Genomic DNA, 21923 nt, shown 5'->3' on the forward strand with positions numbered 1-21923 from the left:
GTGGCGGCGCCCCGGCCCAACGCCCCGCCACGTATTCCGTCACCCCAAGAGCTCCATTTCGTCAGTAGCCCTCAACGGCCATGAGGGGCGAGCGTCTCCCCGAAACGGGCGTCGGCGGTGGGGGCCGGAGCGTGCCGCCGTCGAAGGCCCATGAGCGGTTGGTGGAGAGGCCGGCGCTGGTGCGGGGAAGACCCAGACGCGGCCGTCGTTGGTGTCCTCGCCGGGGGCGGAGGCGATCAGGCCGGCCCTGAAGTTACGGTCGGCGTCGATGAGCCGCAGCGCGCCGCCGAACTGGTCGGCCTTCCCGGGAGTGCCGGGGACGGCCCTGGGGCTCTGGCTGAGGGTGCGGATGCCGTTGGTGGTCAGGCCGGTGGCGGACCCGCGCATCACCCAGACGGTGCCCGCGTCGAGGGCGGTGCCCATGTCGTTGCCCGGGGCGCCGATCGCGACGTCGCCGTAGCCGTCACCGTTGATGTCACCGACGGTGACGGCACCGCCGAAGCGGTCGCCGACCCGGTTGATGCCCGGGACGCCGGGGGAGTTCTGGGTCCAGAACTGGCGGTTGGAGCCGCCGGCCGGGCTGCCCGGGCCGCCGGGTCCGCCGAAGTGGACGTAGATGACACCGGCGCCGGAAGGGTTGCCTGCGGAGTCGCGCTCGGTGGGGGAGCCCACGACGAGGTCGGTGTAGCCGTCCTTGTTGACGTCGCCCGAGGCGCCGACCGGGCCGCCGCCGGATATCTCATAGCGGTCCGCCCACCCACCGCGTCCACCGGACACGTAGACGGCCCTGCCGGACAGGCCCGCCTTGCCGTAGCTCCCGGTTCCGAGTATGACCAGGTCGTCCGCGCGGTCCTTGTTGTAGTCGCCCATGGTGAGCGAGGCGGGACGGAAGACCGCGGGCACGTACAAGGACAGTGCGCTGTAGTCCGAGCTCATGACCCGGCCGTAGGACATGACTTCAAAGCTGAAGGCCCACAAGGTGCTCTTGGAGATGATGGCGACCGCCGAGTCGTCGACCTTGAACCAGCCGGCGGCCAGTCCCGTCCCGAAGCGGTTGCCCGCCACCGGGGTGATCTCCCGCAGCCATCGGCTGTCGGTGGCGTGCAGCCCGGTCGCGGAGCCGAACAGCACTGTGGCCGAGCCCGCGTCGACGGCGGAGCCGATGTCCTTGCCGGGTGCGCCGACGACGAGGTCGTCGTAGCCGTCGCGGTCCACATCGGCCGTGGCGGTGGACTGCCCGAACCGGTCGCCGGTTTGGGCGAGACCTTCTACGCCGGGGTACTCATGCTGAAAGTCGCCCGCCGGGAGGTGGAGATCCCTGTCGCCGAGCCGTACAGAACGGCGACGTAGCCGGCGCCCTTCTTGCCGCTGACGGTGCCGCCGGGGGCGGAGACGACGAGATCGCGGTAGCCGTTGCTGTTGAAGTCGTCGTGGGTTATGGGCGCGGGGGCGGCGGGGGCCGGAGAGGTCGTCACGGTGATCGTAGCGCCGATCGTCAGCAGTACGGTCGCGGCGGCCGTGGTGGTCGTCCGGCTCGTCCTGCGTCTGCTGGTGGGGCGCTTGCTGCGCACGGTGTGGCTCCCGGGATCGCGCATGGCCGGGCGCGGAGTGGCGGGGGCCGGCGAGGGGCCCGTCCCCCGCCGCCGCCTGTTGGACCCGGGAGTGGGCCGAAGGGGTGTGCCAGGCAGGGGAGTCGCGGTCGGCCGCGTGGGGACCGGTGTGGCGAGGCCTGCCTCCGGGAGCCGGCGAGGTTCCGAACGTGGGCCGACGCGGTCAGCAGCCGGCCGCCGCCCACTCGCAGATGCATTCCCGCGTTCTCGTGGACGGGGATCCAGTAGTACAGGCCCGCCGCCTCCAAGTGGCCCACGAACGCGGTGGTGATGTCGTCGGGCAGGTCGGCGAGCTGGATCTCACGGGTGTACCGGGTGAGCGTGATGTCGAGGATCCGGAGGCTGCGAGCGTCGCCGCTGTGGCGCGGGCCTGTGCGAAGTGACCACCCCATGCGGCGGCATGATGAGGATCGAAGTCGTCGCTGCGGCCGGCGAGTTCCTGCAGCGCCTTCCAGTGTCGGCTAGTGGTCGTCGGCCTCGAGCACGTGCCGGGCGAGTTCCTCCCATGGGGCGGTCGAGAGCGGCCCGGGGACGTAGTGGCGGTGCAACCAGTTCCCCACCTTCTTGCGCCGCGCGGGCGGCTCGGCATCCCACGGGAACGCCCCCATCGACAGTGAAGAGGGCATGGTGGGCTCGCGGACCAGGACGGAGCCGAGCATCGGGTCCGCGGCGATCGGGATGCGCGCGGTGACCGTCTGGGTCCTCTTCATCTGCGCGTACGACAAGGGGTGCGCGTGGTGCCGGTCCAGGAGATCCTCCATGGCGGAGCCAGCGGTCCGCCGGGCGCGGCGGTCGTCCTGGCCGCGGGCGGAAGACGTCCGCCTGAGGCCGTGAGGCGGCGCGGCGCAGCGTATGGGAGCGGGGTACCGGCTTCCCGGGCGGCGTGTCGCGGGTCATGGGCAAGCTCCGTCGGCTACAGCGTCGGCAGGGGGTCGGTGTGGTCGTCGACACCGAGGAGGAGCACGTGGTGTCCGACGGCCTCTGCGGTGCCGTCGGTGACCTTCTCGATGTCGAGGCGCAGCCGGATGCGTCCGGCGCCTTCGCCGTTGGCCGCGAGGCCGTGTTCCAGTTCGTCGTCGAGGCGGTCCAGGGCGGCCTCGGCCGCGGCGTAGTCGGCCAGGTCCCGGGCGAGGAGCTGACGGGTGGTGGTGTCGCGGAGCTGGTAGCTGGGCATCGGGCTTGTCCTTCGGCTGGTGAGGACTGATCAGGTGGCGGGGTCGGTGAACCTGCGTGCCGCGTTCACCGCGCGCGACCAGACGTCGGGGCTGCCTCCGGGCTCGCGGGCGGGGGAGGCGGCGAGTTGGCTTCCGAGTGGGGCGGCGCGGTGCTGGAGGGCGTTGCGTACGACGTACTCCCAGGACCTCTGCGGGCCGCCGTACTGGACGCTGAGCTGCGCGGCCAGCCCCGGGGCGGTAGCCGTCGCGGTCGATCGCCTCGGCGGCGAACTGCTCGGCGAGCTGCGTGGCCGTGAGCGGTTCACCGCCGGCGCGGGCGGTCATCTCGGCCGAGGATCTCCTCGAGGGCGGAGGGCCGGCCGACGGGCGCCTCGGGCTGCGGCCCGGGACGGCGGCCGGCTTTGCCGAGCTTGTCCCCGGTGCGTTTGGTGTCGAAGGGCTGCAGGTCGCCGGCGCGGAAGCCGGGGATCATGCGGCCGGTGGTCCCTCGACCTCGCCGACGGGCTCCGGGAAGTAGCCGGGATTCGCCTGCCGGTACGTGCGGATAACGGAGGGTCCGCTGAACTTCAGCAACTGGGCGGCTGTGTTGATGGAGACGACGGTCTCGGGGTCGAGCTGGTACAGCTCGGGGCCGGCCTTGAGGACCTTGCTCTTCTTCTCCTCCTGTAACCACGTGTAGGAGGCGCGGAACTGCTGCTCGCCGTAGAAGTCGGTCCCGTCGATGCGCTCCTTCTCCGGGTGACGGTGCTCCTCCGGCTGCTCGAGCCGGATCTTGTACCAGCGGGCCGCACGGGAACTCACGCGGGGCCCGCTGAGGGAGCCGGGGGTGTTCGCTGTACCGCTGCCCGTTCCCGTCCGGCTCCCTCGCCCGTTGGGGGGGCGGGGGTGGGGCAGTCACCAGGCTGTGTACCGCCGTGGAGCCGCGCGGGGCCAGCACCCGCCGCGTGTGAGCACCGGGGAGCTGGGCCGGTGCAGCCTTCTTCGACAGCTGTCACACATCCGGCTGCAGTCTTGTCCTACTGAGTGAAAGGGTGTCCCGGACTTCTGATGGAGCGAACATGGAGCACGGTTGGCCGGTCGTTGCCGGGATGCTGGACGTTTCCGGGGGCGGTGGACGGCGTCGATGCCGGTGGATGGGGCGCTTGGAGCGCTGTGCGCTCCAGACGACGGGCACAAGTCCGCCACTCAGGCTGTTACTCACGCGACGCTTGAGCCGCCGCTGCTTTACCGGCTCCGTGTAAAGGGGGCCCGCAGCTCCAGGCGTGCCTCCAGCCCTGGTCGTCGACGGCGAGAACGAGACACTGCGCGACCAGAGCGGCGCACACCCGCAAGCTCACCCAGCTCTGCGTTGCGGCCACCAGGGTTCGGTACCGCCAAATCCGCACGACTTCGTGATGCTGAACCCTGTAAGCGGCACCCAGTTGTCCCCGCCACCACTCGGGCCGTCCAGGTCCTGCGCGAGGCACTGGGCACCTGACTGCCCCCCGGCCTACGGGCGCTTGTCTGCACCGTCCTTTCCCGCAGGGCCATCCAGGGCCCGCCCGGAGCGTGAGTGCGACGTAGGCCGGCGTCGCACTCCCGCACTCGATGCGCGTAGGCCGATAGCTGAGGCGCAATGACGACCTCGGCAAAGCAGTCCCGCGTACGAAGAGTTCGCCCGCTATGAGTGAAGGTACCCATGACCGAGCAGAAGCCCGACCGTGGTTCTGGTGCACGGCGCGTTCGCGGACTCTTCCAGCTTCAGCGGCGTGGATCTGGCCGCAGACGCGGACCTGGACGGCCGAGCGCGCCAAGGCCACGGTCTTCGAGGCCACCGCCTCGCACGCCGTCGGAGTGTCACGGCCCGGTGACGTCGCGCGCCTGATCGACGAGGCCGCTCGGACCACTGCCTGACCGGGTCCCCGCCCTGCGCCACTTCGCCGGGCGGCACCCACGGCGCTGACTGACTGTGCTACAGACCATTCCCGCAGAACCGGTCGGTCGATTGAGCCGGCTCGGATCCCGCACTACCAGAGATATGAGCAGAGCCGAACAGCTCTGGAAAGGTTCCATGATGAAGACCCCGTCCCGTCACCGCCGCGGCCGCCGTACCGCAATCACCCTCATAGCGAGCGGTGGCGTCGCGGCCGCTCTCCTCGCCACCACGATCGGCACGTCGCAGGCCGACGAGGGGTCGTCCGCGTCCCGCCATCGCAAGCCGACCGTGGTTCTCGTGCACGGCGCCTTCGCCGACTCCACCAGCTGGAACGGCGTCATCGAGGAGCTGAAGGACGACGGTTACCCCGTGGTCGCCGCGGCCAACCCGCTGCGCGGGCTGAGCAGCGACGCCACGTACGTGAAGAACATCCTGGACAGCATCGACGGTCCGGTCATCCTTGCGGGCCACTCCTACGGCGGTGCGGTCATCACCAATGCCGCCACCGGCAACCCCAAGGTCAAGGCGCTTGTCTACCTCGCGGGTTTCGTCCCGGACAAGGGCGAGAGCGCCAATGAGCTGGCGGCCAAGTTCGAGGGCAGCACGCTTCCCCAGGCGGTGCGCACTGTCCCGATCAACAACCCCGACGGCACACAGGGCCTGGACGTCTACATCCAGGAGCAGAAGTTCCACGAGCAGTTCGCCCACGATGTCTCGCGGAAGACCGCCGAGGGCATGGCGGTCACCCAGCGTCCGGTGACGCTGGCCGCCCTGGACGAGAAGTCCGGCGCACCGGCGTGGAAGAGCATCCCGGCCTGGGTCCTCGTGGCCGACGAGGACCTCAACATCCCCCCGAAGGCCCAGATGTTCATGGCTAAGCGAGCCGATGCCCACGTGAAGGAGGTGGACGCCTCTCACGCCGTGACGGTCTCTGAGCCGGATGTGGTCGCTGACTTCATCGAGGACGCGGCGCGGACGGTTCGCTGACGGCTCGCACCGCGATGTGAGGCCGGGTGGGCACTGTCACGGTGACTGACCGGGTGGGGTGATCTTCTGGTTGGTCACGCTGCGAGGGGCCGTCCGTGGACAGTGCCCCGCAAGGCTCTGGCCGGTCGACATGTGGCACCTGGACGAGGTTGTCAAGATCAATGGCGGGCTGTGGTACCTGTGGCGCGCTGCTGACCAGGACCAGACGGTGCTGGACATCCTCATGCAGGACCGTCGGGACAAGGCGACGGCCAGGCGTTTCCTCCGCAGGCCGGTCAAGAAGACCGCCGACGGTGCCGCGGACCCACCGACAAGCTTCGCTCCTACGGTGGGGCCACCGCTTTTTCATGTCCTCGGTCGAGCACCGCTGTCACATGACCGCACCTCGAACCTCAGACACTTGCCCACCCAACAACGTGACAGCGCCGGCCCATGGCATGGTGCGGCGCCGGCGCCGACATAAGTACGCAGACCGCCATTGATTGCGATTCACCGATGAGCGACCACCATACTTCCCCGCCTGTCAGGCGCTTCCGGCCCCTGGTCCGGATGCGCCCCCGTGACCCCGACGAGCCGCACCGGGCCGCGACCCCTTTGGAGTTGCTGTTCGACCTGTGCTTCGTGGTGGCGGTGGCCCAAGCCGGCGTCCGGCTGGCGCATGCGATGGCCGAGAACCATCCCGTTCACGGGATCGTCGGATATTGTTTCGTCTTCTTCGCCATCTGGTGGGCCTGGGCGAACTTCACCTGGTTCGCCTCGGCCTACGACACCGACGACGTTCCCTATCGCATCGCGACCTTCGTCCAGATCTTCGGCGTCCTGGTGCTGGCAGCCGGCGTGCCGCGGGCCTTCGACCACAGCGACTACTCCGTGACGGTCGTCGGCTACATCATCATGCGGATCGCTCTCACCTTTCAGTGGCTGCGCGCCGCGCGCAACTCGACCGGGGCGGTACGGACCACGGCGCTGCGCTACGCGGTGGGACTCGTCATCACCCAGATCGGCTGGGTCTTCGTGGCGTTGTTCCTGCCGGCCGGGGTCTGGCGGTGGGGATACATACTGATGGCCGCCGCGGACCTGTCTGTGCCCTCCTTCGCCGAGCGAAGACAGCGGACCAACTGGCACCCACGGCATATCGCCGAACGCTACGGACTCTTCACCATCATCGTGCTCGGCGAGTCCATCCTGGCTGCGACGGTGGCAGTGCAGACCGCGCTCGACGAGTTCTCAGCGATCGGCGAGCTGTTGCCCATCACCTTCGGCGGTCTCCTCATCGTCTTCTCCGCGTACTGGACGTATTTCTCCCTCCCCGTGCACGAACACCTCAATACCAGTGCACGGGCGATTCTGTGGGGCCAAGGCCACTACTTCATCTTCGGCTCGGCCGCGGCCATCGGCGCGGGCCTGGAGGTGTCCGTCGAGCTTGCCGTGCACAAGGCGCACATCTCCCAGACGGTCGCGGCGGCCGCCGTGACCGTGCCGACCGCACTGTTCCTGCTGGCGACCTATCTGATCCACTCCCGGCATGCGAAAAGCGGACGTGCTGAGCATGCGGTGCTGCCGATCAGCATGTTGCTGGTGCTGGCCAGCACCTTCTGCGGCAGTTGGGCGGTGCTGGTGGCCGGGCTGACGATGGCCGCAGGGGTCGCCGTGGAAGAAGTCTTGCACTCCCGTCGTTGGGCGGCCCTCTCCAAAGTCTGAGAGGGCGCCTCGTCCCGTTGCTTCATCGCGAGATGTGCGGTTGGTAGGGGGTTGGGTGCCCCGCCGCGTGGGAGCGGCTCGCCGGTGCGACGGCGGGTCATGAGGTTGATCAAAGCGAGGTGGAATCCGGCGGCCTGGTTGTGGAAGACGTGGTGTGGCAACGCGCGAGCGTATCGTCGTGGCGGCGGAGCCGATGGCAGGCCGGGCAGCCATGTCCCTCGATTACGCCGGCCGACTGCGGACATCGACCGACGCGCGTCACGACCTGCAGGGCGAACGCTGCCTGCTACGGCACCAGTTGGCGAGATTCAGGGCGGGGCGGCGCGATCGTGACCCGCCGAGTGGTGTGGCCCGGTCGGGCGTCTGGAATGCGCGGGTGTCTGCTCGGGGCGTGCATCCGCTGTGGTTGAGTGCTCCCTGAACACGGGCAGGCCATCGCGCAAGTCTCCCTGGTGAACGGGCAGTTCGACCGGAGGAGCACACGATGGCCTTGTCCCACTCTGATCTGATGCGGCTGCTTCAGGCACTCCGTATTGCCGGCGGAGTTGAGACGTTCAGGGTGCTGTGCGAGCGCGTCCTGCAGGAGCTGATCGAGGCCTACGTGCACGGCGTGTCCACCCGCTCGGTCGACGACCTGGTCAAAGCAACTCGGGGCGGACAGCAAGATCTCCACATCGGAAGTGTCGCGGATCTGCGTGAGCCGGACGCCGAACTCGACGCGTTCAAGGAACGGCCCCTGGACCCAGGGCTGCGTCGTTTTCGCGTGGTGGCCGGTTTGATCACGTGATGCCGTGGTGGATCTTGTACTCGATACCCCACTGCCCGGTGGCACGGCTTGTGCCGCAAGGGAACCGCGGCCCTGGGCGGGCTCGTGTCCTGGTGCAGGTGGAAGGGAAACCGGGCGAGGTTCGCGGGGGAAATCATGCAGATCATCGAGGTGACCGGGTATGCCGTCCGATCTGCTGTGATCACCATGAGGCGGACAGGGAAGCCCCTTGAATTCGTGATCTTCCCGATGCTGCATGTGGCTTCGCCGACGTTCTACTCCCAGGTCCGCATCAGGCTCAGGGAATGCGACTTCATAGTCATGGAGGGAATCCGAGGGAAATCGGTCGGAGTGAGTGCCCTCACGCTTGCTTACCGGTTCACCCCACGGCTTCGGCGCAACGGCCTGCAGGAGCAGCACGATGAGCTGCTGCTTCCCGAGTCCGTGCCGGTTATCAACCCGGATGTGACCGCGGCGGAGGCGATCGCGGACCTGAAGACACTGCCGCGGTGGACGTACCTGCTTCTCATGGCCGCGGCTCCCGTGATGGGCCTGGTATTCGCGCTGCGCGGTCCGCGCGCTTTCCTCGATGAGGACCTGGTAGTCGACGATCTGCCGTCGACGCTGCGGGCGGAGATGATGGCCGACGATCCTGTGGAGCATGCGATGACCGATCGGCGCGACAAACGGCTGCTCGACGCGCTCGGCGAGATCCACGCGGAGCGCGCCGACGAGCCGATCCGGGTGGCCATCGTCTACGGAGCCCGCCACGTCCCGGCGATCGTGTCGGGCCTGATGGATCGTTACGGGTACCGGGCACGTGAAGCGGAATGGCTTACCGTCCTTGTCCCGGCGTAGATCGCCGGGCGAAACCGGTTCTGTGCGGCCCGGCAGACGGCGGCGTTGCGGCTGGTTTGATCACGTGATGCCGAGGGTGGTCAGCGGCCGGGTGGTGTGGCGGGAGTGTCTGCGCAGTCCGGCGGCGATGTTGTCGCAGTTGGTCAGGCGGAGGGCGCCGATGGCCAGGTTGCACAGGGATGCCATGGCGGGTGGGGCGGTGCCGGTGCGTACGCGGGTGGGGGTGCCCCCGGGCGGAGCCTGGGGGAGCGTCCTCGGCGTACGTGGTGTCCCTGACGTGGTGGATCTTGTTCTCGATGCCCCAGTGGTCGCGGACGCGGCGGGCGATCTCGGTTGCGTCGGCCTGCTCCGCCGTCAAGTCGGTTACCCCGTAGATGCGTGCCAGGGAGACCTTGCCGGTGGTGACGACCCGTCGGCGGCGCATGATCTGGACGGCCTGCACCGCGTGTGGGAACGCGATCCGGTGACGGCGGCGGCCTTGATCCGGCGGATCTCGTCGCGGCCGTGCGCAGTGGCCCGGGTCTTGTCCAGGAGTGGCACCTCCCGCCATGACAGGGCCTCCAGCCACCGGTGCAGGGTGGGCTGGTTGCCCTTGATCAGCGCGATGTAATGGGCGTGTTTTTCCTCGATGAGGAAGCGTGCGTTGGAGAACGCGGCGCACAGTGGCCTCAGCTGGGGCGACGGGGCCGCGGTCCGGTTCCCGGCACGGTCCACCGAGCCGGGCCAGGTTGTGGGGCGGGGCGTCGGCGCCCCACTTCGCGATCGCGGCCAGGGACTTCGCTCCGGCCAGGACCGCGCACGCGGTCAGGGACAGGACGAAGGCGAGCGGGTGACGCTGGCTTTGGTGCCGGCGAGGGTCGGGCACCTGAGCCAGGCAGGTCAGCAGGCTGGGGAGGCCATCGCGTGAGGTCGGTGCGGCGTCGGTGAGTTGGCCCAGAGGGCCCGGGATGGTGACGGAATGCCCTACCGAGAAGAACGTGTGGATGCCACGCTCGCCAAGGCCGCGTATGTAGGTCAGCAGCTTTGGCGCTTCCGGCGCTGTCAGTGCGGATGAGCAGGTCGGTACTGCGGCGGTGGGCGTCGGGGATCTGGGCGAGGGCCGCGTCCAGGACGGTGATGTGGTCGGCGGCGGTGTTGGCTCCGGCGTTGCCCGCTGTGAGCAGGCCGGCCAGGGCTTCACCGGTGTTGTCCAGGAAGCACAGGATCGGGTGGTAGCCGAAGCCGCGTTTGTAGGTGGCCGCCGCCTGCTCTTTGTCCGAGTGGCAGGTGACCAGGGTGGCGTCGATGTCCAGGACCAGGACGGACAGGTCGCGTCCACCGGCCCGCGAAGCCGGTATCCCTGCCCGGGTCTCGGCTGCTTGCAACCTGGCGACCTCCCGCGTGACGGCCCGGGCCGTGCGCAGTGCCGCGGGGCCGAAGCCGGCGCAGCGCGTCGCTGAAGGCGCCGGTCAGGCCGGTGGCATCTGCGAGATCGGCCAGCAAGCGGGATCCGGCGTGTTGACCATCCCGCGACCGTCGGCCGAGACAACGAGCCTGGGGCGTGACCCGGTAGTGTGCACGCAGAGAGTGCCTTCCTACTGTGCTGACAGAGACCTTCGACAAGCCTCATCTTCCCAGTTCAGGAGGCACTTTCGCTTTTCCGATCATGTCCGGACAGCATGCCAGCGGGGTCTCGATCAGCGTGGTCGGCCTGCACTGTAGGTGATGCAGATATCGCCCATGCGGGAGCTCCCTTCCATCGCGTCCGGGACGGACAAATGCCGTCCCGGGCGCGATGGAGGACCGAGGCGCAGTGTCATCGCTCGGTCGAGCCGAGGAGCCCTGTCACGAGCTGACGCGCGTAGGCGGCGTCGAGACCGTCCGGGCGGAAGAGGATGCGGTACATCACCGGGGCGACGACGCGGTCGAGGACCGTTTCGACGTCGGGTGTGCTCTCCCCTCGGTCGGCCGCGCGGGCGAGGATGACGTCGATCTGCTCGGCCGCGTAGGCCGAGCACTGGCCGGCGTTGCTGCCGTCCGGGTCGCCGAGCAGGGCGTCGCGGATGTAGGCACGGCCCGTGGGGGCGGCCATCTCCTCGAGGAACTGCTCGGCCCAGGCCTCGAGATCGGACCGCAGATCCCCCTTGTCCTGCGGTGCCGTCTCGGGCCGCAGGCGCTCGACCGCCACGTCCGACAGCAGCTCCTGCAGGTCGCCCCAGCGGCGGTAGATCGTCGACGGGGTGACTCCGGCGCGGTTGGCCACCAGGGGGACGGTCAGCGCGTCCCGGCCGACCTCCACCTCGAGTTCGCGTACGGCGGCGTGCACCGACGCCTGAACCCTGGCGCTGCGCCCGCCGGGGCGCACCATCGGTTTTCGACTCATGGAACCAGCTTAAAGCAAATTTGTTGCTTCAAGCGGTCGGGCTCCGGCCACCCGGCCATTGCCATGTTCGCCCTTCGTCACACCGTCGCCGGCTCGCGCGCGGGCTGTGTCTGCTCGTAGGCGTGGCCCACCCGCAGCAGTACGGGCTCCCCGAGGGGTCGGCCTAGCAGCTGCATGCCGATCGGCAGGCCGGCCGTGTCGTGGCCGACCGGTACCGACAGCGAGGGCACCCCGGTGATGCTGGCGGGGGCCGAGAGGCGTACGTAGGCGTCGGAGACGCCCTCGACGGTGCCGTCGGACCAGGTGAGGGTGTTCTGGTCGGCCTTCACCGCGGTCGCCGGAACCGTCGGGGCGGCGATCACGTCGACGTCGTCCAGTACGCGGGCCCAGGCTTGGCGCATGAGGGTGCGGGAGCGCTGGGCGCGCAGGTAGTCCCCGGCGGGCATCAGTTCGCCGGCCTCGAGGAGGATGCGTACGTCCGCCTGGTACAGCTCGGGAACGGCGCGCAGGGTGCGCTCGTGGTAGGCGGTGGCCTCCGGGACCATCAGGCCCCACTGAGTGGCCTGGATGTAGCGCGTCATGGGGATCTCGACGTCGACGAGGCGGGCACCGAGGCTCTCGAGACGGTCGATGGCGCGCCGGACGGTGGCCTCGACCTCGGGGTCGACGTGATCGAAGTAGTAGTTGCTCGGCACTCCGACGCGTAGGCCCGTCAGGTCCGTGCTCCCGCCCGGCCGGTGGTGCGCGGCGGACGCGGCGAGGGAGGCGGGGTCGCGGGGGTCGTACCCGGCCAGGGCGTCGAGGACCAGCGCCGCGTCCTCGACGGTACGGGTGATCGGCCCGACGTGGTCCAGCGACCAGGACAGCGACGTGACGCCGTGGCGGGGGACGAGGCCGTAGGTCGGCTTGAGGCCGACGACGCCGTTGAGCGCGGAGGGCACGCGGATCGATCCGCCGGTGTCCGTGCCCAGTGCGAACGTCGCGGTGCCCGCGGCGACGGCGACGGCGGACCCGCCGCTGGAGCCGCCGGCGACCCGGCCGGTGTCCCAGGCGTTGTTGGTCTGCGGGGTGGTCAGACCGTAGGCGAACTCATGCGTGTGGGTTTTGCCGATCAGGACCGCGCCGGCTGCGGTCAGGCGGGCGGCGACCGTGCTGTCGGCCTCGGCGCGGTGGTCGGCGCGGACCCGCGAGCTGGCCGTGGTGGCCGCGCCGGCGACGTCGATCAGGTCCTTCAGCCCCATGGGGATGCCGTGCAGCGGGCCGCGCAGCCCGCCGGCCGCGACATCCTGCTCGGCCTCGCGCGCCGCCCGGCGGGCCTGCTCCGCGGTGACGGTGACGTAGGCCTCCAGACGCGGCTCCACCTTCTCGATGCGGTCGAGTACGGAGCCCACCAGCTCGACCGGGGACAGCTCTTGGGCCCGGATCGCGTCCGCTGCTGCGGCGAGGGACAGCTCATACGGCTGCATCGTTCTTCTCCTCTCCCGCACGGTAGGCGGCGGCAGGCGGGGTGTCGCCGAAGTCCAGTTCTCGCAGGACCGCGACGACGGAGTGGATGTGGTTGGCGGTGGCGGCCACCGCGGCGTGGCGCTCGGCCGGCAGCAGGAGCCCGGCACGGTCGGCCCAGCGGGCCGCCTCCGGCGGTGTCAGTTCATCGGCGGACATGAGCGTTCTCTCCTGATCGGGCGGGACGACTGAACGGTCTGGCGCGACGGAGCCCCCGCCAAAAGCTAACGGTTTGCTTTAATCGACCTTAGGGCCTACGGTGACTTAAAGCAAACCTGTTGCGTTTAGCGGGGAAGGAGTCCCATGTCCGGCGTCACATCAGGCGCACCCGCGCGATGTCCCTACGCGACCGCCCGCACCTGCACGGCGAACCACACCGCGGCCTTCGCCCTCGACGCGTCGATCCTGGCGGCCCTCCTGGCGGCGTCCAGCGCGCCGACGCCCCTGTACCCCCTGTACCAGGACGAGTGGGGCATGACCGCCCTGACCGTCACCGTGGTCTTCAGCGCCTACTCTCTGACGCTGCTGGTGGCTCTGCTCACCGTCGGAGCGCTCTCCGACCACCTGGGACGGCGCCCCGTCCTGGTGGGCGCCCTGGTCCTGGAGGCCGCGTCCATGGTGCTCCTGGCCTCGGCGGACGGCGTCGGCCAGCTGATCGCAGCCCGGGTTCTGCAGGGAGCGGCCACGGGCGCTGCGACCAGCGCCGCGGGCGCCGCCCTCCTCGACCTGGAGGACCCCCGGCGTCCGGGCCGGTCAGCCCTGACCAACAGCATCGCCCCGGTCGCCGGCATGGCCGCCGGCGTACTGGTCGCCACCCTCCTGGTTCGTTTTGCCCCCGCCCCCACGTCAACCGTCTACGTCCTCCTGGCGGCACTCTTCGCCGCCCAGGCGATCGCGGTCACGTTCACCACGGAGACGGCCCACCCGCACGCCGGAGCACTGCGCTCCCTGCGGCCGCAGCTCGCCGTGCCGCCGTCGGCCCGCCGCGTCGTGCTGGCGGCCGGCACCGGAGTCGTCGCCATCTGGGCACTGGGCGGCTTCTACTCCTCCCTCGGGCCGGCGCTCGTGCGCCTCGTGGCGCCCGGCGCCTCGCACGCCATCGGCGGCATGGTCTTCTTCACCGTCAGCGCGGCGGCCGCGCTCACCGTGTGGACGTTGCGTCGCACCGCGCCGTTCGCGGCCGCCACCGGCGGAAGCCTGGCCGTCATTCCGTCCGCGGCCCTGAGCCTGCTCGGTCTGCACGGCGCCGGGCTGCCCGCCGTCTACGGTGGGGCCGCCCTGGCCGGCGTCGCCTTCGGCGCCGTCTCCCAAGGCGCGCTGCGCATGCTGCTCGCCCCGCTCCACGAACGGGACCGTGCCGCGACCCCGGCCGCCTACTACGTCCTCAGCTACCTGTCCATGAGCCTGCCCGCCATCGCCGCGGGCGCCGCAACCCAGCACTTCGGACTGCGGACCGCCTCCCACGCCTACGCCGTGGCCGCCGCCCTCCTCGCCGTGGCGGCGGTGGCAGCACTCACCGTGTCACGGCGCAAGGCAGTCCACACCGCAGCAGACCACCTCCGCTGAAGAAGAAGGGAACAACGACCATGAGCATCTTGCCGGCCGACAAGACCACCGCCGTGCCCTCCTGGACCGTGGGCGACGTGATCGTCCACCGCATCGACGAAGTCCTCCTGCCGCCCGCGACCGGCCCCTGGCTGCTGCCCGACGCCACCACGGACGTCGTCAGCCAACAGGACTGGCTGCGCCCCGACTTCGCGGACCACGAGGGCATCCTGCAGATCGACAGCCACAGCTTCGCCTTCACCGTCGGTGGACTGCGCGTCCTGGTGGACACCGGTATCGGCAACGGCAAGACGCGGGCCAACCCCGCCTGGCACGACCTGAGGACCGACTACCTCGAGCGCCTCACGGCCGCCGGGTTCGCGCCGGAAACCGTCGACTTGGTGATCCTCACCCACCTGCACACCGACCACGTCGGCTGGAACACACGGGAGGTGGACGGCGAGTGGGTCCCCACCTTCCCCAACGCCCGCTACATCACCTCCCGCGTCGAGCGGGAGTTCTGGGCCGGCTACGACATGGACGAGCCGCGCAAGCAGATGTTCCGCGACTCCGTGATCCCGGTCGAGGAGGCGGGACTGCTCGACACCGTCGACGTCCCCGCCGAGGGCGCCGAGATCGCCCCCGGCCTGCGCCTGATCCCCACCCCCGGGCACACCCCCGGCCACATCGCCGTCCAGCTGACCAGCCAGGCCGAGACGGCGCTGGTCACCGGCGACTGCATCCACCACCCGGTCCAGTTCGCCCACCCCTCCATCGGCTCCTGCGTCGACATCGATCCGCAGCAGTCCGAGGCCTCACGCCGCAAGCTGCTCGGCTCGCTCGCCGGCACCGGCGCCCTCGTGCTGGGCAGCCACTTCCCGCCGCCCACCGCCGGCCGCGTGATCACCCACGGCGACGCCTACCGGCTCTCCCCAGTCCCCGCTTCCTAATGCCGTTGTCAAGCAGCTGCAGTCGCTGGAGGTGCGACTTGATAGCACCGTCGGTCACGGATCAGGGCCCACAGAACGTTGACGCGTCGGCGGGCGAGGGCGAGCACGGCCTGGATGTGCTTCTTCCCCTCCGCGCGTTTGCGGTCGTAGAACTTCCGCGAGTTCGGGTCGCAGCGGACGCTGACCAGCGCGGAGGTGTGGAACACCCGCTGGAGCCTGCGGTGGTAGGTGATTGGCCGGTGGAGGTTGCCGCTGGCCTTGCCCGAATCGCGAGGTGCGGGGGCGACTCCGGCGAAGGCCGCCAGAGCATCTGGCGAGTCGAATTCCTCCAGGCCGCCGCCGACAGCGGCGAGGAACTCCGCACCGAGCACGGCGCCGATGCCGGGGACGCTCAGGAGGATGTCGGCAAGTTCGTGCTCGCGAAACCGGCCCTCGATGAGCTTGTCCATCTCGGAAACCTGCTGATTGAGGGCCATCACCTCCTCGGCCAGGGTGTGGACCAGCTTCGCGATGGTCTTCTCCCCGGGGACGGCGGTGTGCTGGCGCTCGGCGGCCTCGACCGCGGCCTCGGCCAGGGATCTCGCGTTGCGGACCTTGCGGTTGGCCAGCCAGGTGGTCAGTCGCGAGACCCCGGCGCGGCGGATCGCGGCCGGGGTCTGGTAGCCCGTCAGCAGCCTGAGAGGCCCAGTGTTGGTCACGTCCAAGGCCCGCTCCAGGGCGGGGAACATGCTCAGCAGGGTGCCGCGCAGGCGGTTCACTGCGCGGGTGCGGTCCTTGACCAGGTCGGCCCGGCGTCCGGTCAGCAGTTTGAGCTCGATGGCGGCTTCGTCGCCGGGGCGGATGGGCCGCAGGTCGCGGCGCATCCTGGCCTGGTCGGCGATGACGTAGGCGTCGCGGGCATCGGTCTTGCCCTCACCGCGGTAGCCGTCGGAGGCCCGGTTCACCAGTCGGCCGGGCATGTAGAGGACTTCCTGGCCGTGGTTGATCAGCAAGGCCAGCAGCAGGGCGGGCTCCCCACCTGTCATGTCGATGGCCCGGGTGACCGGGCGGCCGTCGGCCAGGTCGAGGACGTTGCCGATCAGTTTCAGCAGCTCGGGTTCGTCGTTGGCGACCCGCCGCGACAGCAGAGTCTTGCCTTCGGTATCCAGGGCGAGGCCGTGATGGTGGCTCTTGCCGCTGTTGATCCCCGCCCATATCCGGCTCATCGTGCTCCTGACGTACTTGTTCCTACTGTGCGTGCCACGGACGACCTCGCCGGCATTGCTCTACACAGCGACTTGTTCGCACTTCCTAATCAGCGGCCGAGTCGTCGTGGGGTGCCGGGCGGCGAAGCAAGGCAAGCCACGAGACGGCAGCCGCCTGATAGCCACACCCAGCACCCCTGGGCGACCCAACCCTACGAATGGCTCGATCAACCCGATCAAGACGGTAGAGCCGCCTGACAGACCGGCCACCAGCCGTGGGGGATGTGCGTCCAGGACGATCGGCGGCGTCCTGGCCGGGGAGATCGATCCCACTGCGCTGTGGGGGTCGGGAGGGCGGAGACTGCGGGCCCGGTGGTGGTCGTTGCCAGGTTGCGTACGAGGAGGTCTCCGGCCCTGTGCCGGTCGGCTCCCGGCGACGCTCATGGCGGCCGCCGCCTCGCGCAGCGGCGACGGCCTGTACACGGGCCAACCCGCCCAAGCCATACCGGTGTTCGGCGGTGCGTGAACGCACGGATGCGCAGGCGGAACCCGATGTGCCGGTGGTCGTACTACGACGCGACCTGGGTGACGTCGGCCTCCCGCCTGGACATCGACCACATGGTGTCCCTCGCCGAAGCCCGGGACAGCGGCGCGTCGGCCTGGACGGCGCAGCGCCGCGAGCGGTACGCCAACGACCAGGGCGCGAAGGAGTCGCTGGTCGCGGTGACTGCCCGCTCGAACCGCAGCAAGGCCGACCAGGACCCGGCCGAGTGGCTGCCGCCAGTCGGCGACGTGCACTGCCGTTACGTCTCCGAGTGGGTGGGCACGAAGCTGCGCTGGAGCCTTGCTGTCGACGAAACGGAAAGGCCGGAGCCGGCGGCGGGATTCGAACCCGCGTCTCCCTCTTGACAGGAGAAGTAGCCGCATGGGGGGACCTCCCGCTGCAGGAAGAAGGGCTCTCCCTCCGCCGGAGAGAAGGCGACCCACGCCTCAATTCGGCCTCAGCGTGACTAGGGGTCTCTTCGAGGAGGGGGCATCCGGCTCGCTGGGCATCTTGTGCTCCTCACGTGACTGCGTTCACCAGGCCGGTGGCCGGGATTGGCCGCCCCGTCGATCTCCTCGGGACAGACGGTGTCGATCAAGGTCCGTTCCCGTTCGTCGGTGGGTGTAGGACCTCTTTGCCGAGCAGCAGCCGACCGCCATCACCCTCGTGATCACTGGGGCTGCGGCGCCCTTCCACTGCCCCGGCCTGTGCGGGCGTTCGATGAACGGCAAGAGCCGCGTGGAGAAGCTGGCCGTGTTCGAGCAGATCGCGGACGCCTTTCACATCCTTGGTCATCTGCTGGGCCTGGCTCGCCGGTCGTGGGAGCCTGCGCCGGCGGTTGCCGAGCACCAGTGGGCGGACCATCCGCCGCCGGACGGTGACGACCTGGTGGCGATGGATCACTTCCGCAGCGCTGACCGGCAGGCCGGCGGCGGCCGGTTGTACGGGGCGGTCGTGCGGCATCTGTCGGACCGGGTGGCGCCCCGGCTGGTCGACGTCAGCAGCGGGCCGCGGGTGTTCGCCGCTGCGGCGGCGCTGACCGAGATGGCCGGGTGGATGGCCCACGACTCTGGCCACGATGACCGCGCCGCCCAGCACTTCGCCCGCGCGCTCCCGCTGGCCCGCACATCCGGTGACCTCCCGCTGGCCGCGCACGTCGCCGCGAGCAGCAGCCACCTGGCACTCCAGATCGGGGACGCTGCGGGGGCCGTCGGCTGGGCCCGGACCGGGCTCGACCTCACGGCGCAGGGGCCACGGATTCCCGCCCTGACGGCGCGGCTGAACACTATGCGGGCGCGGGCCCTGGCCGTCGCGGCGCAGCTCACCCCGGCCGCCCGCGCGCTGGACGCTGCCCGGCGCGACCTCGAAGGAGTAGCTGCCGCTGATCACCCGTGGCTAAGCCCGTTCGACGCCGCCGCGCCGGCCAGTGAGTCAGCGCTGATCCTGCGCGACCTGGAGCAGTACGACCAGGCGCTGACGCATGCCGAACAGGCTGTTGCGCTGCGGGAGGCGGGCCGGGCGCGGTCGCTGGCGTTGTCCCGGATCACCCTGGTGGACATCCACGTACGCCGCGGCGACCTGGACGCCGCCGTGAGCGCCGGTCACGACCTCCTCAGCACGAGCCCCACCCTGAGCTCTGTCCGGGTCGTGCAGCAGCTCGACGAGCTGCGCCGGCTGCTGGAGCCGCACCGGTCGTACGGGCCGGTCCGGGAGTACCTGGTGCGGTTCGATGACGCACGCCGCGCCAGAATGCTCCTGCTGGCCGATCTGATCCCGCCGTCCCCGGGAGGCGCCACCGCATGAGGACCACCAAGACACCCACCCCTGCCGACCCCGAGGCGTGGAACGCCTACCTTGCGGAGGGAAACGCCAAGCAAGCCCGCAAGCGCGTCGCCGCTGACGTGCTGCTACGCGATCCGGCCGGGCGCGTGCTCCTAGTAGGGCTTTGTTAGGTCCTGTGGTGGGGTTCGGGTGCTGGTGCGGGTTGGCCGCATATCGAGCAGGCGCCGGTCCAGGTGGCCAGGAGGGCCTGGAGTTCGCGGAGGACCGCGTAGAGGGTCAGGCCGGCGCAGGGGCTTTTGGGTCGAGCCTGAGCATGGTGCAGAAGGCCTGGGCGAGGGACGCGAGGGTGACGTGGCGGTGCCAGCCGAGGTAGTTGCGGCCCTCGAAGTGGTCCAGGCCCAGACCGTCCTTGAGCTCGCGGTAGTCGTGCTCAACTCGCCATCGGATCTTGGCGATTCGTACCAGTTCGCGCAGTGGGGTGTCGGCGGGAAGCGTCGAGAGCCAGTAGTCGGTTGGCTCGGCGGAGTCGGGTGGCCACTCGACGAGCAGCCAGCAGTCGGGCAGGGAGCCGTCGGCGGCGCGGCGGATGGTGCGGTTGGCCGGTCGGACCCGCAGGGCCAGGAACTGCGAGCGCATCTCGGCGTTCGGGTTGCGTCTGGTGGCCTTGCTGCCCTGGCGCCAGGTGACGGTGCGGGTGGCCGCTCGGCCGACGGCCAGGGCCAGGGCGCGCAGGGTGGTGTGCGGTTGGGGGTAGGCGGACACGGGAGGGCGGCCCTGCCCGGAGTACGGCGGGCGTTGGGGTGTGGCATTGCCGGGGTGCGCGGTCGTGGTGGCTTTGACCGCGACCGCGTAGGTCAGGCCGCGCTCGGTCAGGCCCTCGCGAAAGCCGGTGGCGTCGCCGTATCCGGCGTCGGCGGCGACCGGAAGGTCGGGCAACTCCCAGTTGTCGCGCACCTCGTCGAGCATGTCCAGCGCCAGGCGCCACTTCTCCCGGTGCCGCTCGGTGTCCGGGATTCCCGCCTTGGCGCGGCGGCGCCGGATCGCCTCGGCCATCAGCGCGTCCTCGCCGTACTTGGTGTCGTCCCAGCTCTCGGGCAGGAACAGGCGCCAGTCGACAGCCGATGACGCACGGTCACTGACCAGGTTCACACTGACGCCGACCTGGCAGTTGCCGCGCTTACCCAGGGCGCCGCAGTACATCCGCGCCACCCCCGGTGAGTCGTAGCCGTCCTTGGGGAAGCCGACATCATCGATCGCGTACGCCTCGGGAGAAATGTGCGCGGCAGCCCAACGGGCCAGCCGCTCACGGACCTTGGAGTAGTCCCAGGTGGACGATGAGACGAACTGCTGCAGCTGCTGGTGGTCCACGCCCAGGCGCTCGGCCATCGGCTGCATGGACTTGCGCTTGCCGTCCAGCATCAGCCCGCGCAGATACAGCTCGCCCTTGGCCCGCTGGTCCCGACGCGCCAGCGAACCGAGCATCTCCGCCGCGAACGCCTCCAGGCGCGGGCGGACCGTCTCCATCTCCTCAGGTGTCACACCTGACAGAACATCACAATCTACCTGACGATGATCAATCGGGGTACCTAACAAAGCCCTACTAGTCAATCCGACCTATAAACCGGGCTGGGACCTGCCCGGCGGTATGGCGGAGGCCAACGAGCCGCCGGAGGATGCGGTGCGCCGAGAACTGATCGAAGAACTTGATCTCGGGGTCCTCCTGCGGGGTCTTCTGGTGGTGGACTGGGTCGCCCCACATGGACCCTGGGACGACCAGATCGCGTTCATCTTCGACGGCGGCACTCTCGACCAGGACCAGGCCGACCGGCTACTCCCGCGCGACGACGAGCTGTCCGAGGTGGCGTTCGTAACTCCGGACGAAGCCGGTGTTCGCCTCCGGGACCGAACGCGACGCCGGTTCGAGGGGGCTATGCGCGCGCTGGGGACGGGACGGCTGCTGTATCTCCGGGACGGCGTACCCGTGATGTGGCCGGCGATTCCGCCACGGCAGCATCCTGCGCCAAGACCTCGACCCCGAGCTTCTCGACGGCGTCGAAGACCTTCCGCAGCAGAGACAGCGCGGCTGTGCCCGGCGGGAGTGTTTAACCTCGAGTTTCATGACGGCTCGTCAGTTCGACTGGCGGGCCGTTCGGGGTTTGTTCGGTGAGGACGGTCAGGCTACGGCCCGGGCTGTAGCAGCACCACCCCGACCGGAGCCGTGGAACCCGGCGCCCACCCGACGCGGTCGGGACGGGCAGCCGCCGGTGGTGCGCTGCGAGGACTGTGGCCGCACCTGGAACACCCCCGCGTCGGCGGGGGTGTCCGCACCGCACCACCACCAGGGCGCCGTACAGAGGGGGTCCTCCCCGCCGACGCGGGGGTGCTCCGACGACGGCGCCCGGAGCCATCTCATGACCAAGCGAGTTTCTTCCGTGACGATTCGTCAGCCCAGTCATCAGCTGTAATCCACACCCGTGTTCGCTCTGCTGCCAGCGCCATCGGCGGTCGCGTTCCCGGTCCGCACAGCCCTGGCCGACCCGGGGCCCTCCGGGCGCCGCACCCCGGTGGACGCTTCGCCGCCAGTGGTGGCCTTGGCGGCCTTCGCCAGTCATCGCTGGAGACAGTGAGCCGGGTGGCCCCCTGCGATTCCTCGGCCCGGTGGAATCGGAGGGGGTTGTGTGTGGGAAGGCGGAGGTGGACTGTCCGGCTCCGGTCGGGCCGATAGCCTGCCCGCGTGACGAAGAAGACCCTGATAGCAGGCGTACTGCTGGCCGCCGTGTGCGCGGGAGCCGGCGCCGCCGCGTACGCCACCTTCGCCGAGGACACGTCCGTCTCCGTGCACACGGAACCGACGAGGAGCCGTGCGGACTACATCGAGTTGTGGAAGGCGGACCTGGAGAAGTCCGGCAAGGAGCTGCCCGCGGACGTGGACTCGATGACCACGCAGGAGATCCTCGACGCGTGGGGCACGGAGCTGGCGAAGCACGCTCAGCCGGGGTGACCCGGTCCGGTCGTGGACAGGCATGGCGGAGGAGCCCGCG

At 69.9% G+C, this 21923-nt stretch carries 23 protein-coding genes and 6 pseudogenes; 13 read left to right on the forward strand and 16 right to left on the reverse strand.

Annotated elements, in window-relative coordinates; all coding sequences use genetic code 11:
- Positions 1-39: 39 nt before the first annotated feature.
- The 3 genes and pseudogenes from ACKTSN_RS46835 to ACKTSN_RS46845 form a co-directional block, all read right to left on the reverse strand.
- Entirely contained in the window at positions 40-954 is a 915-nt protein-coding gene (locus ACKTSN_RS46835) for an FG-GAP repeat protein (protein ID WP_409475107.1), read from the reverse strand.
- A 183-nt stretch (positions 955-1137) separates the two neighbouring features.
- Positions 1138-1230, reverse strand: a pseudogene (locus tag ACKTSN_RS46840) (hypothetical protein); the annotation flags it as partial.
- 38 nt (positions 1231-1268) lie between these two features.
- Positions 1269-1571, reverse strand: a complete 303-nt coding sequence (locus ACKTSN_RS46845; RefSeq protein WP_409474623.1) for an integrin alpha — start codon at positions 1569-1571, stop codon at positions 1269-1271.
- Between the two features lie 188 nt (positions 1572-1759).
- On the opposite strand from ACKTSN_RS46845, the gene ACKTSN_RS46850 reads away from it, so the two are divergent.
- A complete protein-coding gene (locus ACKTSN_RS46850) occupies positions 1760-1993 on the forward strand; it encodes a hypothetical protein (protein WP_409474624.1) in 234 nt (77 codons plus the stop codon).
- A 78-nt stretch (positions 1994-2071) separates the two neighbouring features.
- On the opposite strand, the gene ACKTSN_RS46855 is transcribed toward ACKTSN_RS46850, so the two are convergent.
- The 5 genes from ACKTSN_RS46855 to ACKTSN_RS46875 all read right to left on the reverse strand — a co-directional run bounded on the left by ACKTSN_RS46855 (position 2072) and on the right by ACKTSN_RS46875 (position 3586).
- Positions 2072-2371, reverse strand: a complete 300-nt coding sequence (locus ACKTSN_RS46855; RefSeq protein WP_409474625.1) for a hypothetical protein — start codon at positions 2369-2371, stop codon at positions 2072-2074.
- Positions 2372-2523: 152 nt separating this feature from the next.
- Entirely contained in the window at positions 2524-2784 is a 261-nt protein-coding gene (locus ACKTSN_RS46860; RefSeq protein ID WP_409474626.1) for a hypothetical protein, read from the reverse strand.
- Positions 2785-2814: 30 nt separating this feature from the next.
- Positions 2815-3090, reverse strand: a complete 276-nt coding sequence (locus tag ACKTSN_RS46865; RefSeq protein ID WP_409474627.1) for a hypothetical protein — start codon at positions 3088-3090, stop codon at positions 2815-2817.
- Complete coding sequence (locus ACKTSN_RS46870; RefSeq protein WP_409474628.1) at positions 3087-3257, reverse strand: hypothetical protein; 171 nt, start codon at positions 3255-3257, stop codon at positions 3087-3089. Before ACKTSN_RS46870 ends, ACKTSN_RS46865 begins: the two co-directional genes overlap by 4 nt.
- Positions 3254-3586, reverse strand: a complete 333-nt coding sequence (locus tag ACKTSN_RS46875) for a hypothetical protein (protein ID WP_409474629.1) — start codon at positions 3584-3586, stop codon at positions 3254-3256. The genes ACKTSN_RS46870 and ACKTSN_RS46875 overlap by 4 nt, the downstream gene beginning before the upstream one ends.
- A gap of 1252 nt (positions 3587-4838) precedes the next feature.
- Between ACKTSN_RS46875 and ACKTSN_RS46880 the strand changes: the two genes are divergently transcribed.
- From ACKTSN_RS46880 to ACKTSN_RS46900, 5 genes are all read left to right on the forward strand, one after another.
- Positions 4839-5687: an alpha/beta fold hydrolase gene (locus ACKTSN_RS46880; RefSeq protein WP_409475108.1), complete on the forward strand. Its 849-nt coding sequence runs from the start codon at positions 4839-4841 to the stop codon at positions 5685-5687.
- Positions 5688-5817: 130 nt separating this feature from the next.
- Positions 5818-6150, forward strand: a complete 333-nt coding sequence (locus tag ACKTSN_RS46885) for a DDE-type integrase/transposase/recombinase (RefSeq protein WP_409475109.1) — start codon at positions 5818-5820, stop codon at positions 6148-6150.
- A 32-nt stretch (positions 6151-6182) separates the two neighbouring features.
- Complete coding sequence (locus ACKTSN_RS46890; RefSeq protein WP_409474630.1) at positions 6183-7388, forward strand: low temperature requirement protein A; 1206 nt, start codon at positions 6183-6185, stop codon at positions 7386-7388.
- 484 nt (positions 7389-7872) lie between these two features.
- The gene (locus tag ACKTSN_RS46895) at positions 7873-8175 is read left to right on the forward strand and encodes a transposase (RefSeq protein WP_409474631.1); all 303 of its coding nucleotides are present in this window, start codon (positions 7873-7875) and stop codon (positions 8173-8175) included.
- 135 nt (positions 8176-8310) lie between these two features.
- Positions 8311-9012: a hypothetical protein gene (locus ACKTSN_RS46900; RefSeq protein ID WP_409474632.1), complete on the forward strand. Its 702-nt coding sequence runs from the start codon at positions 8311-8313 to the stop codon at positions 9010-9012.
- Positions 9013-9072: 60 nt separating this feature from the next.
- On the opposite strand, the gene ACKTSN_RS46905 is transcribed toward ACKTSN_RS46900, so the two are convergent.
- The 6 genes and pseudogenes from ACKTSN_RS46905 to ACKTSN_RS46930 form a co-directional block, all read right to left on the reverse strand.
- The gene (locus tag ACKTSN_RS46905) at positions 9073-9198 is read right to left on the reverse strand and encodes a hypothetical protein (RefSeq protein ID WP_409474633.1); all 126 of its coding nucleotides are present in this window, start codon (positions 9196-9198) and stop codon (positions 9073-9075) included.
- A gap of 511 nt (positions 9199-9709) precedes the next feature.
- Positions 9710-10192: pseudogene (locus ACKTSN_RS46910) on the reverse strand (transposase family protein); the annotation flags it as partial.
- Positions 10098-10376: pseudogene (locus ACKTSN_RS46915) on the reverse strand (transposase); the annotation flags it as partial. The pseudogenes ACKTSN_RS46910 and ACKTSN_RS46915, both read right to left, overlap by 95 nt.
- Before the next feature lie 431 nt (positions 10377-10807).
- Positions 10808-11374 carry a TetR/AcrR family transcriptional regulator gene (locus ACKTSN_RS46920; protein ID WP_409474634.1) on the reverse strand — a complete coding sequence of 189 codons (567 nt, stop codon included), beginning with the start codon at positions 11372-11374 and terminating at the stop codon, positions 10808-10810.
- A 77-nt stretch (positions 11375-11451) separates the two neighbouring features.
- Positions 11452-12840 (reverse strand): amidase, encoded by a 1389-nt coding sequence (locus tag ACKTSN_RS46925; protein WP_409474635.1) that lies wholly within the window; start codon positions 12838-12840, stop codon positions 11452-11454.
- On the reverse strand, positions 12827-13036 hold the full coding sequence (locus ACKTSN_RS46930) for a hypothetical protein (RefSeq protein ID WP_409474636.1): 210 nt from the start codon (positions 13034-13036) through the stop codon (positions 12827-12829). Before ACKTSN_RS46930 ends, ACKTSN_RS46925 begins: the two co-directional genes overlap by 14 nt.
- 144 nt (positions 13037-13180) lie before the next feature.
- On the opposite strand from ACKTSN_RS46930, the gene ACKTSN_RS46935 reads away from it, so the two are divergent.
- Positions 13181-14443, forward strand: a complete 1263-nt coding sequence (locus tag ACKTSN_RS46935) for an MFS transporter (RefSeq protein ID WP_409474637.1) — start codon at positions 13181-13183, stop codon at positions 14441-14443.
- Positions 14444-14463: 20 nt separating this feature from the next.
- Entirely contained in the window at positions 14464-15372 is a 909-nt protein-coding gene (locus ACKTSN_RS46940; RefSeq protein ID WP_409474638.1) for an MBL fold metallo-hydrolase, read from the forward strand.
- Positions 15373-15380: 8 nt separating this feature from the next.
- On the opposite strand, the gene ACKTSN_RS46945 is transcribed toward ACKTSN_RS46940, so the two are convergent.
- Positions 15381-16577 (reverse strand): IS110 family transposase, encoded by a 1197-nt coding sequence (locus ACKTSN_RS46945; protein WP_409474639.1) that lies wholly within the window; start codon positions 16575-16577, stop codon positions 15381-15383.
- A 537-nt stretch (positions 16578-17114) separates the two neighbouring features.
- Between ACKTSN_RS46945 and ACKTSN_RS46950 the strand changes: the two are divergent.
- From ACKTSN_RS46950 to ACKTSN_RS46960, 3 genes and pseudogenes are all read left to right on the forward strand, one after another.
- Positions 17115-17465 (forward strand): annotated as a pseudogene (locus ACKTSN_RS46950) (GmrSD restriction endonuclease domain-containing protein); the annotation flags it as partial.
- A 301-nt stretch (positions 17466-17766) separates the two neighbouring features.
- The gene (locus ACKTSN_RS46955) at positions 17767-18903 is read left to right on the forward strand and encodes a tetratricopeptide repeat protein (RefSeq protein ID WP_409474640.1); all 1137 of its coding nucleotides are present in this window, start codon (positions 17767-17769) and stop codon (positions 18901-18903) included.
- Positions 18900-19040, forward strand: a pseudogene (locus tag ACKTSN_RS46960) (NUDIX domain-containing protein); the annotation flags it as partial. The gene ACKTSN_RS46955 and the pseudogene ACKTSN_RS46960, both read left to right, overlap by 4 nt.
- A 118-nt stretch (positions 19041-19158) precedes the next feature.
- On the opposite strand, the gene ACKTSN_RS46965 reads toward ACKTSN_RS46960, so the two are convergent.
- Positions 19159-20421 (reverse strand): IS701 family transposase, encoded by a 1263-nt coding sequence (locus tag ACKTSN_RS46965; protein ID WP_409467247.1) that lies wholly within the window; start codon positions 20419-20421, stop codon positions 19159-19161.
- Between the two features lie 37 nt (positions 20422-20458).
- Here ACKTSN_RS46965 and ACKTSN_RS46970 point away from each other — a divergent pair.
- Both ACKTSN_RS46970 and ACKTSN_RS46975 read left to right on the forward strand, forming a co-directional pair.
- Positions 20459-20863, forward strand: a pseudogene (locus ACKTSN_RS46970) (NUDIX domain-containing protein); the annotation flags it as partial.
- 753 nt (positions 20864-21616) lie between these two features.
- Positions 21617-21883: a hypothetical protein gene (locus ACKTSN_RS46975; protein ID WP_409474641.1), complete on the forward strand. Its 267-nt coding sequence runs from the start codon at positions 21617-21619 to the stop codon at positions 21881-21883.
- Positions 21884-21923 lie beyond the last annotated feature (40 nt).

Origin of the sequence: Streptomyces flavusporus (genome assembly GCF_046267975.1) — a bacterium.
In the GTDB taxonomy this organism is placed as follows: domain Bacteria; phylum Actinomycetota; class Actinomycetes; order Streptomycetales; family Streptomycetaceae; genus Streptomyces; species Streptomyces flavusporus.

Bases quoted from the DNA above. Each gene is read 5' to 3' on its own strand.
- ACKTSN_RS46835 (WP_409475107.1), bottom strand. From the start codon at position 954: ATGTCCTACGGCCGGGTCATGAGCTCGGACTACAGCGCACTGTCCTTG.
- ACKTSN_RS46855 (WP_409474625.1), bottom strand. From the start codon at position 2,371: ATGGAGGATCTCCTGGACCGGCACCACGCGCACCCCTTGTCGTACGCG.
- ACKTSN_RS46860 (WP_409474626.1), bottom strand. From the start codon at position 2,784: ATGCCCAGCTACCAGCTCCGCGACACCACCACCCGTCAGCTCCTCGCC.
- ACKTSN_RS46870 (WP_409474628.1), bottom strand. From the start codon at position 3,257: ATGATCCCCGGCTTCCGCGCCGGCGACCTGCAGCCCTTCGACACCAAA.
- ACKTSN_RS46880 (WP_409475108.1), top strand. From the start codon at position 4,839: ATGAAGACCCCGTCCCGTCACCGCCGCGGCCGCCGTACCGCAATCACC.
- ACKTSN_RS46885 (WP_409475109.1), top strand. From the start codon at position 5,818: ATGTGGCACCTGGACGAGGTTGTCAAGATCAATGGCGGGCTGTGGTAC.
- ACKTSN_RS46890 (WP_409474630.1), top strand. From the start codon at position 6,183: ATGAGCGACCACCATACTTCCCCGCCTGTCAGGCGCTTCCGGCCCCTG.
- ACKTSN_RS46895 (WP_409474631.1), top strand. From the start codon at position 7,873: ATGGCCTTGTCCCACTCTGATCTGATGCGGCTGCTTCAGGCACTCCGT.
- ACKTSN_RS46900 (WP_409474632.1), top strand. From the start codon at position 8,311: ATGCAGATCATCGAGGTGACCGGGTATGCCGTCCGATCTGCTGTGATC.
- ACKTSN_RS46905 (WP_409474633.1), bottom strand. From the start codon at position 9,198: ATGGCATCCCTGTGCAACCTGGCCATCGGCGCCCTCCGCCTGACCAAC.
- ACKTSN_RS46920 (WP_409474634.1), bottom strand. From the start codon at position 11,374: ATGAGTCGAAAACCGATGGTGCGCCCCGGCGGGCGCAGCGCCAGGGTT.
- ACKTSN_RS46925 (WP_409474635.1), bottom strand. From the start codon at position 12,840: ATGCAGCCGTATGAGCTGTCCCTCGCCGCAGCAGCGGACGCGATCCGG.
- ACKTSN_RS46930 (WP_409474636.1), bottom strand. From the start codon at position 13,036: ATGTCCGCCGATGAACTGACACCGCCGGAGGCGGCCCGCTGGGCCGAC.
- ACKTSN_RS46935 (WP_409474637.1), top strand. From the start codon at position 13,181: ATGTCCGGCGTCACATCAGGCGCACCCGCGCGATGTCCCTACGCGACC.
- ACKTSN_RS46940 (WP_409474638.1), top strand. From the start codon at position 14,464: ATGAGCATCTTGCCGGCCGACAAGACCACCGCCGTGCCCTCCTGGACC.
- ACKTSN_RS46945 (WP_409474639.1), bottom strand. From the start codon at position 16,577: ATGAGCCGGATATGGGCGGGGATCAACAGCGGCAAGAGCCACCATCAC.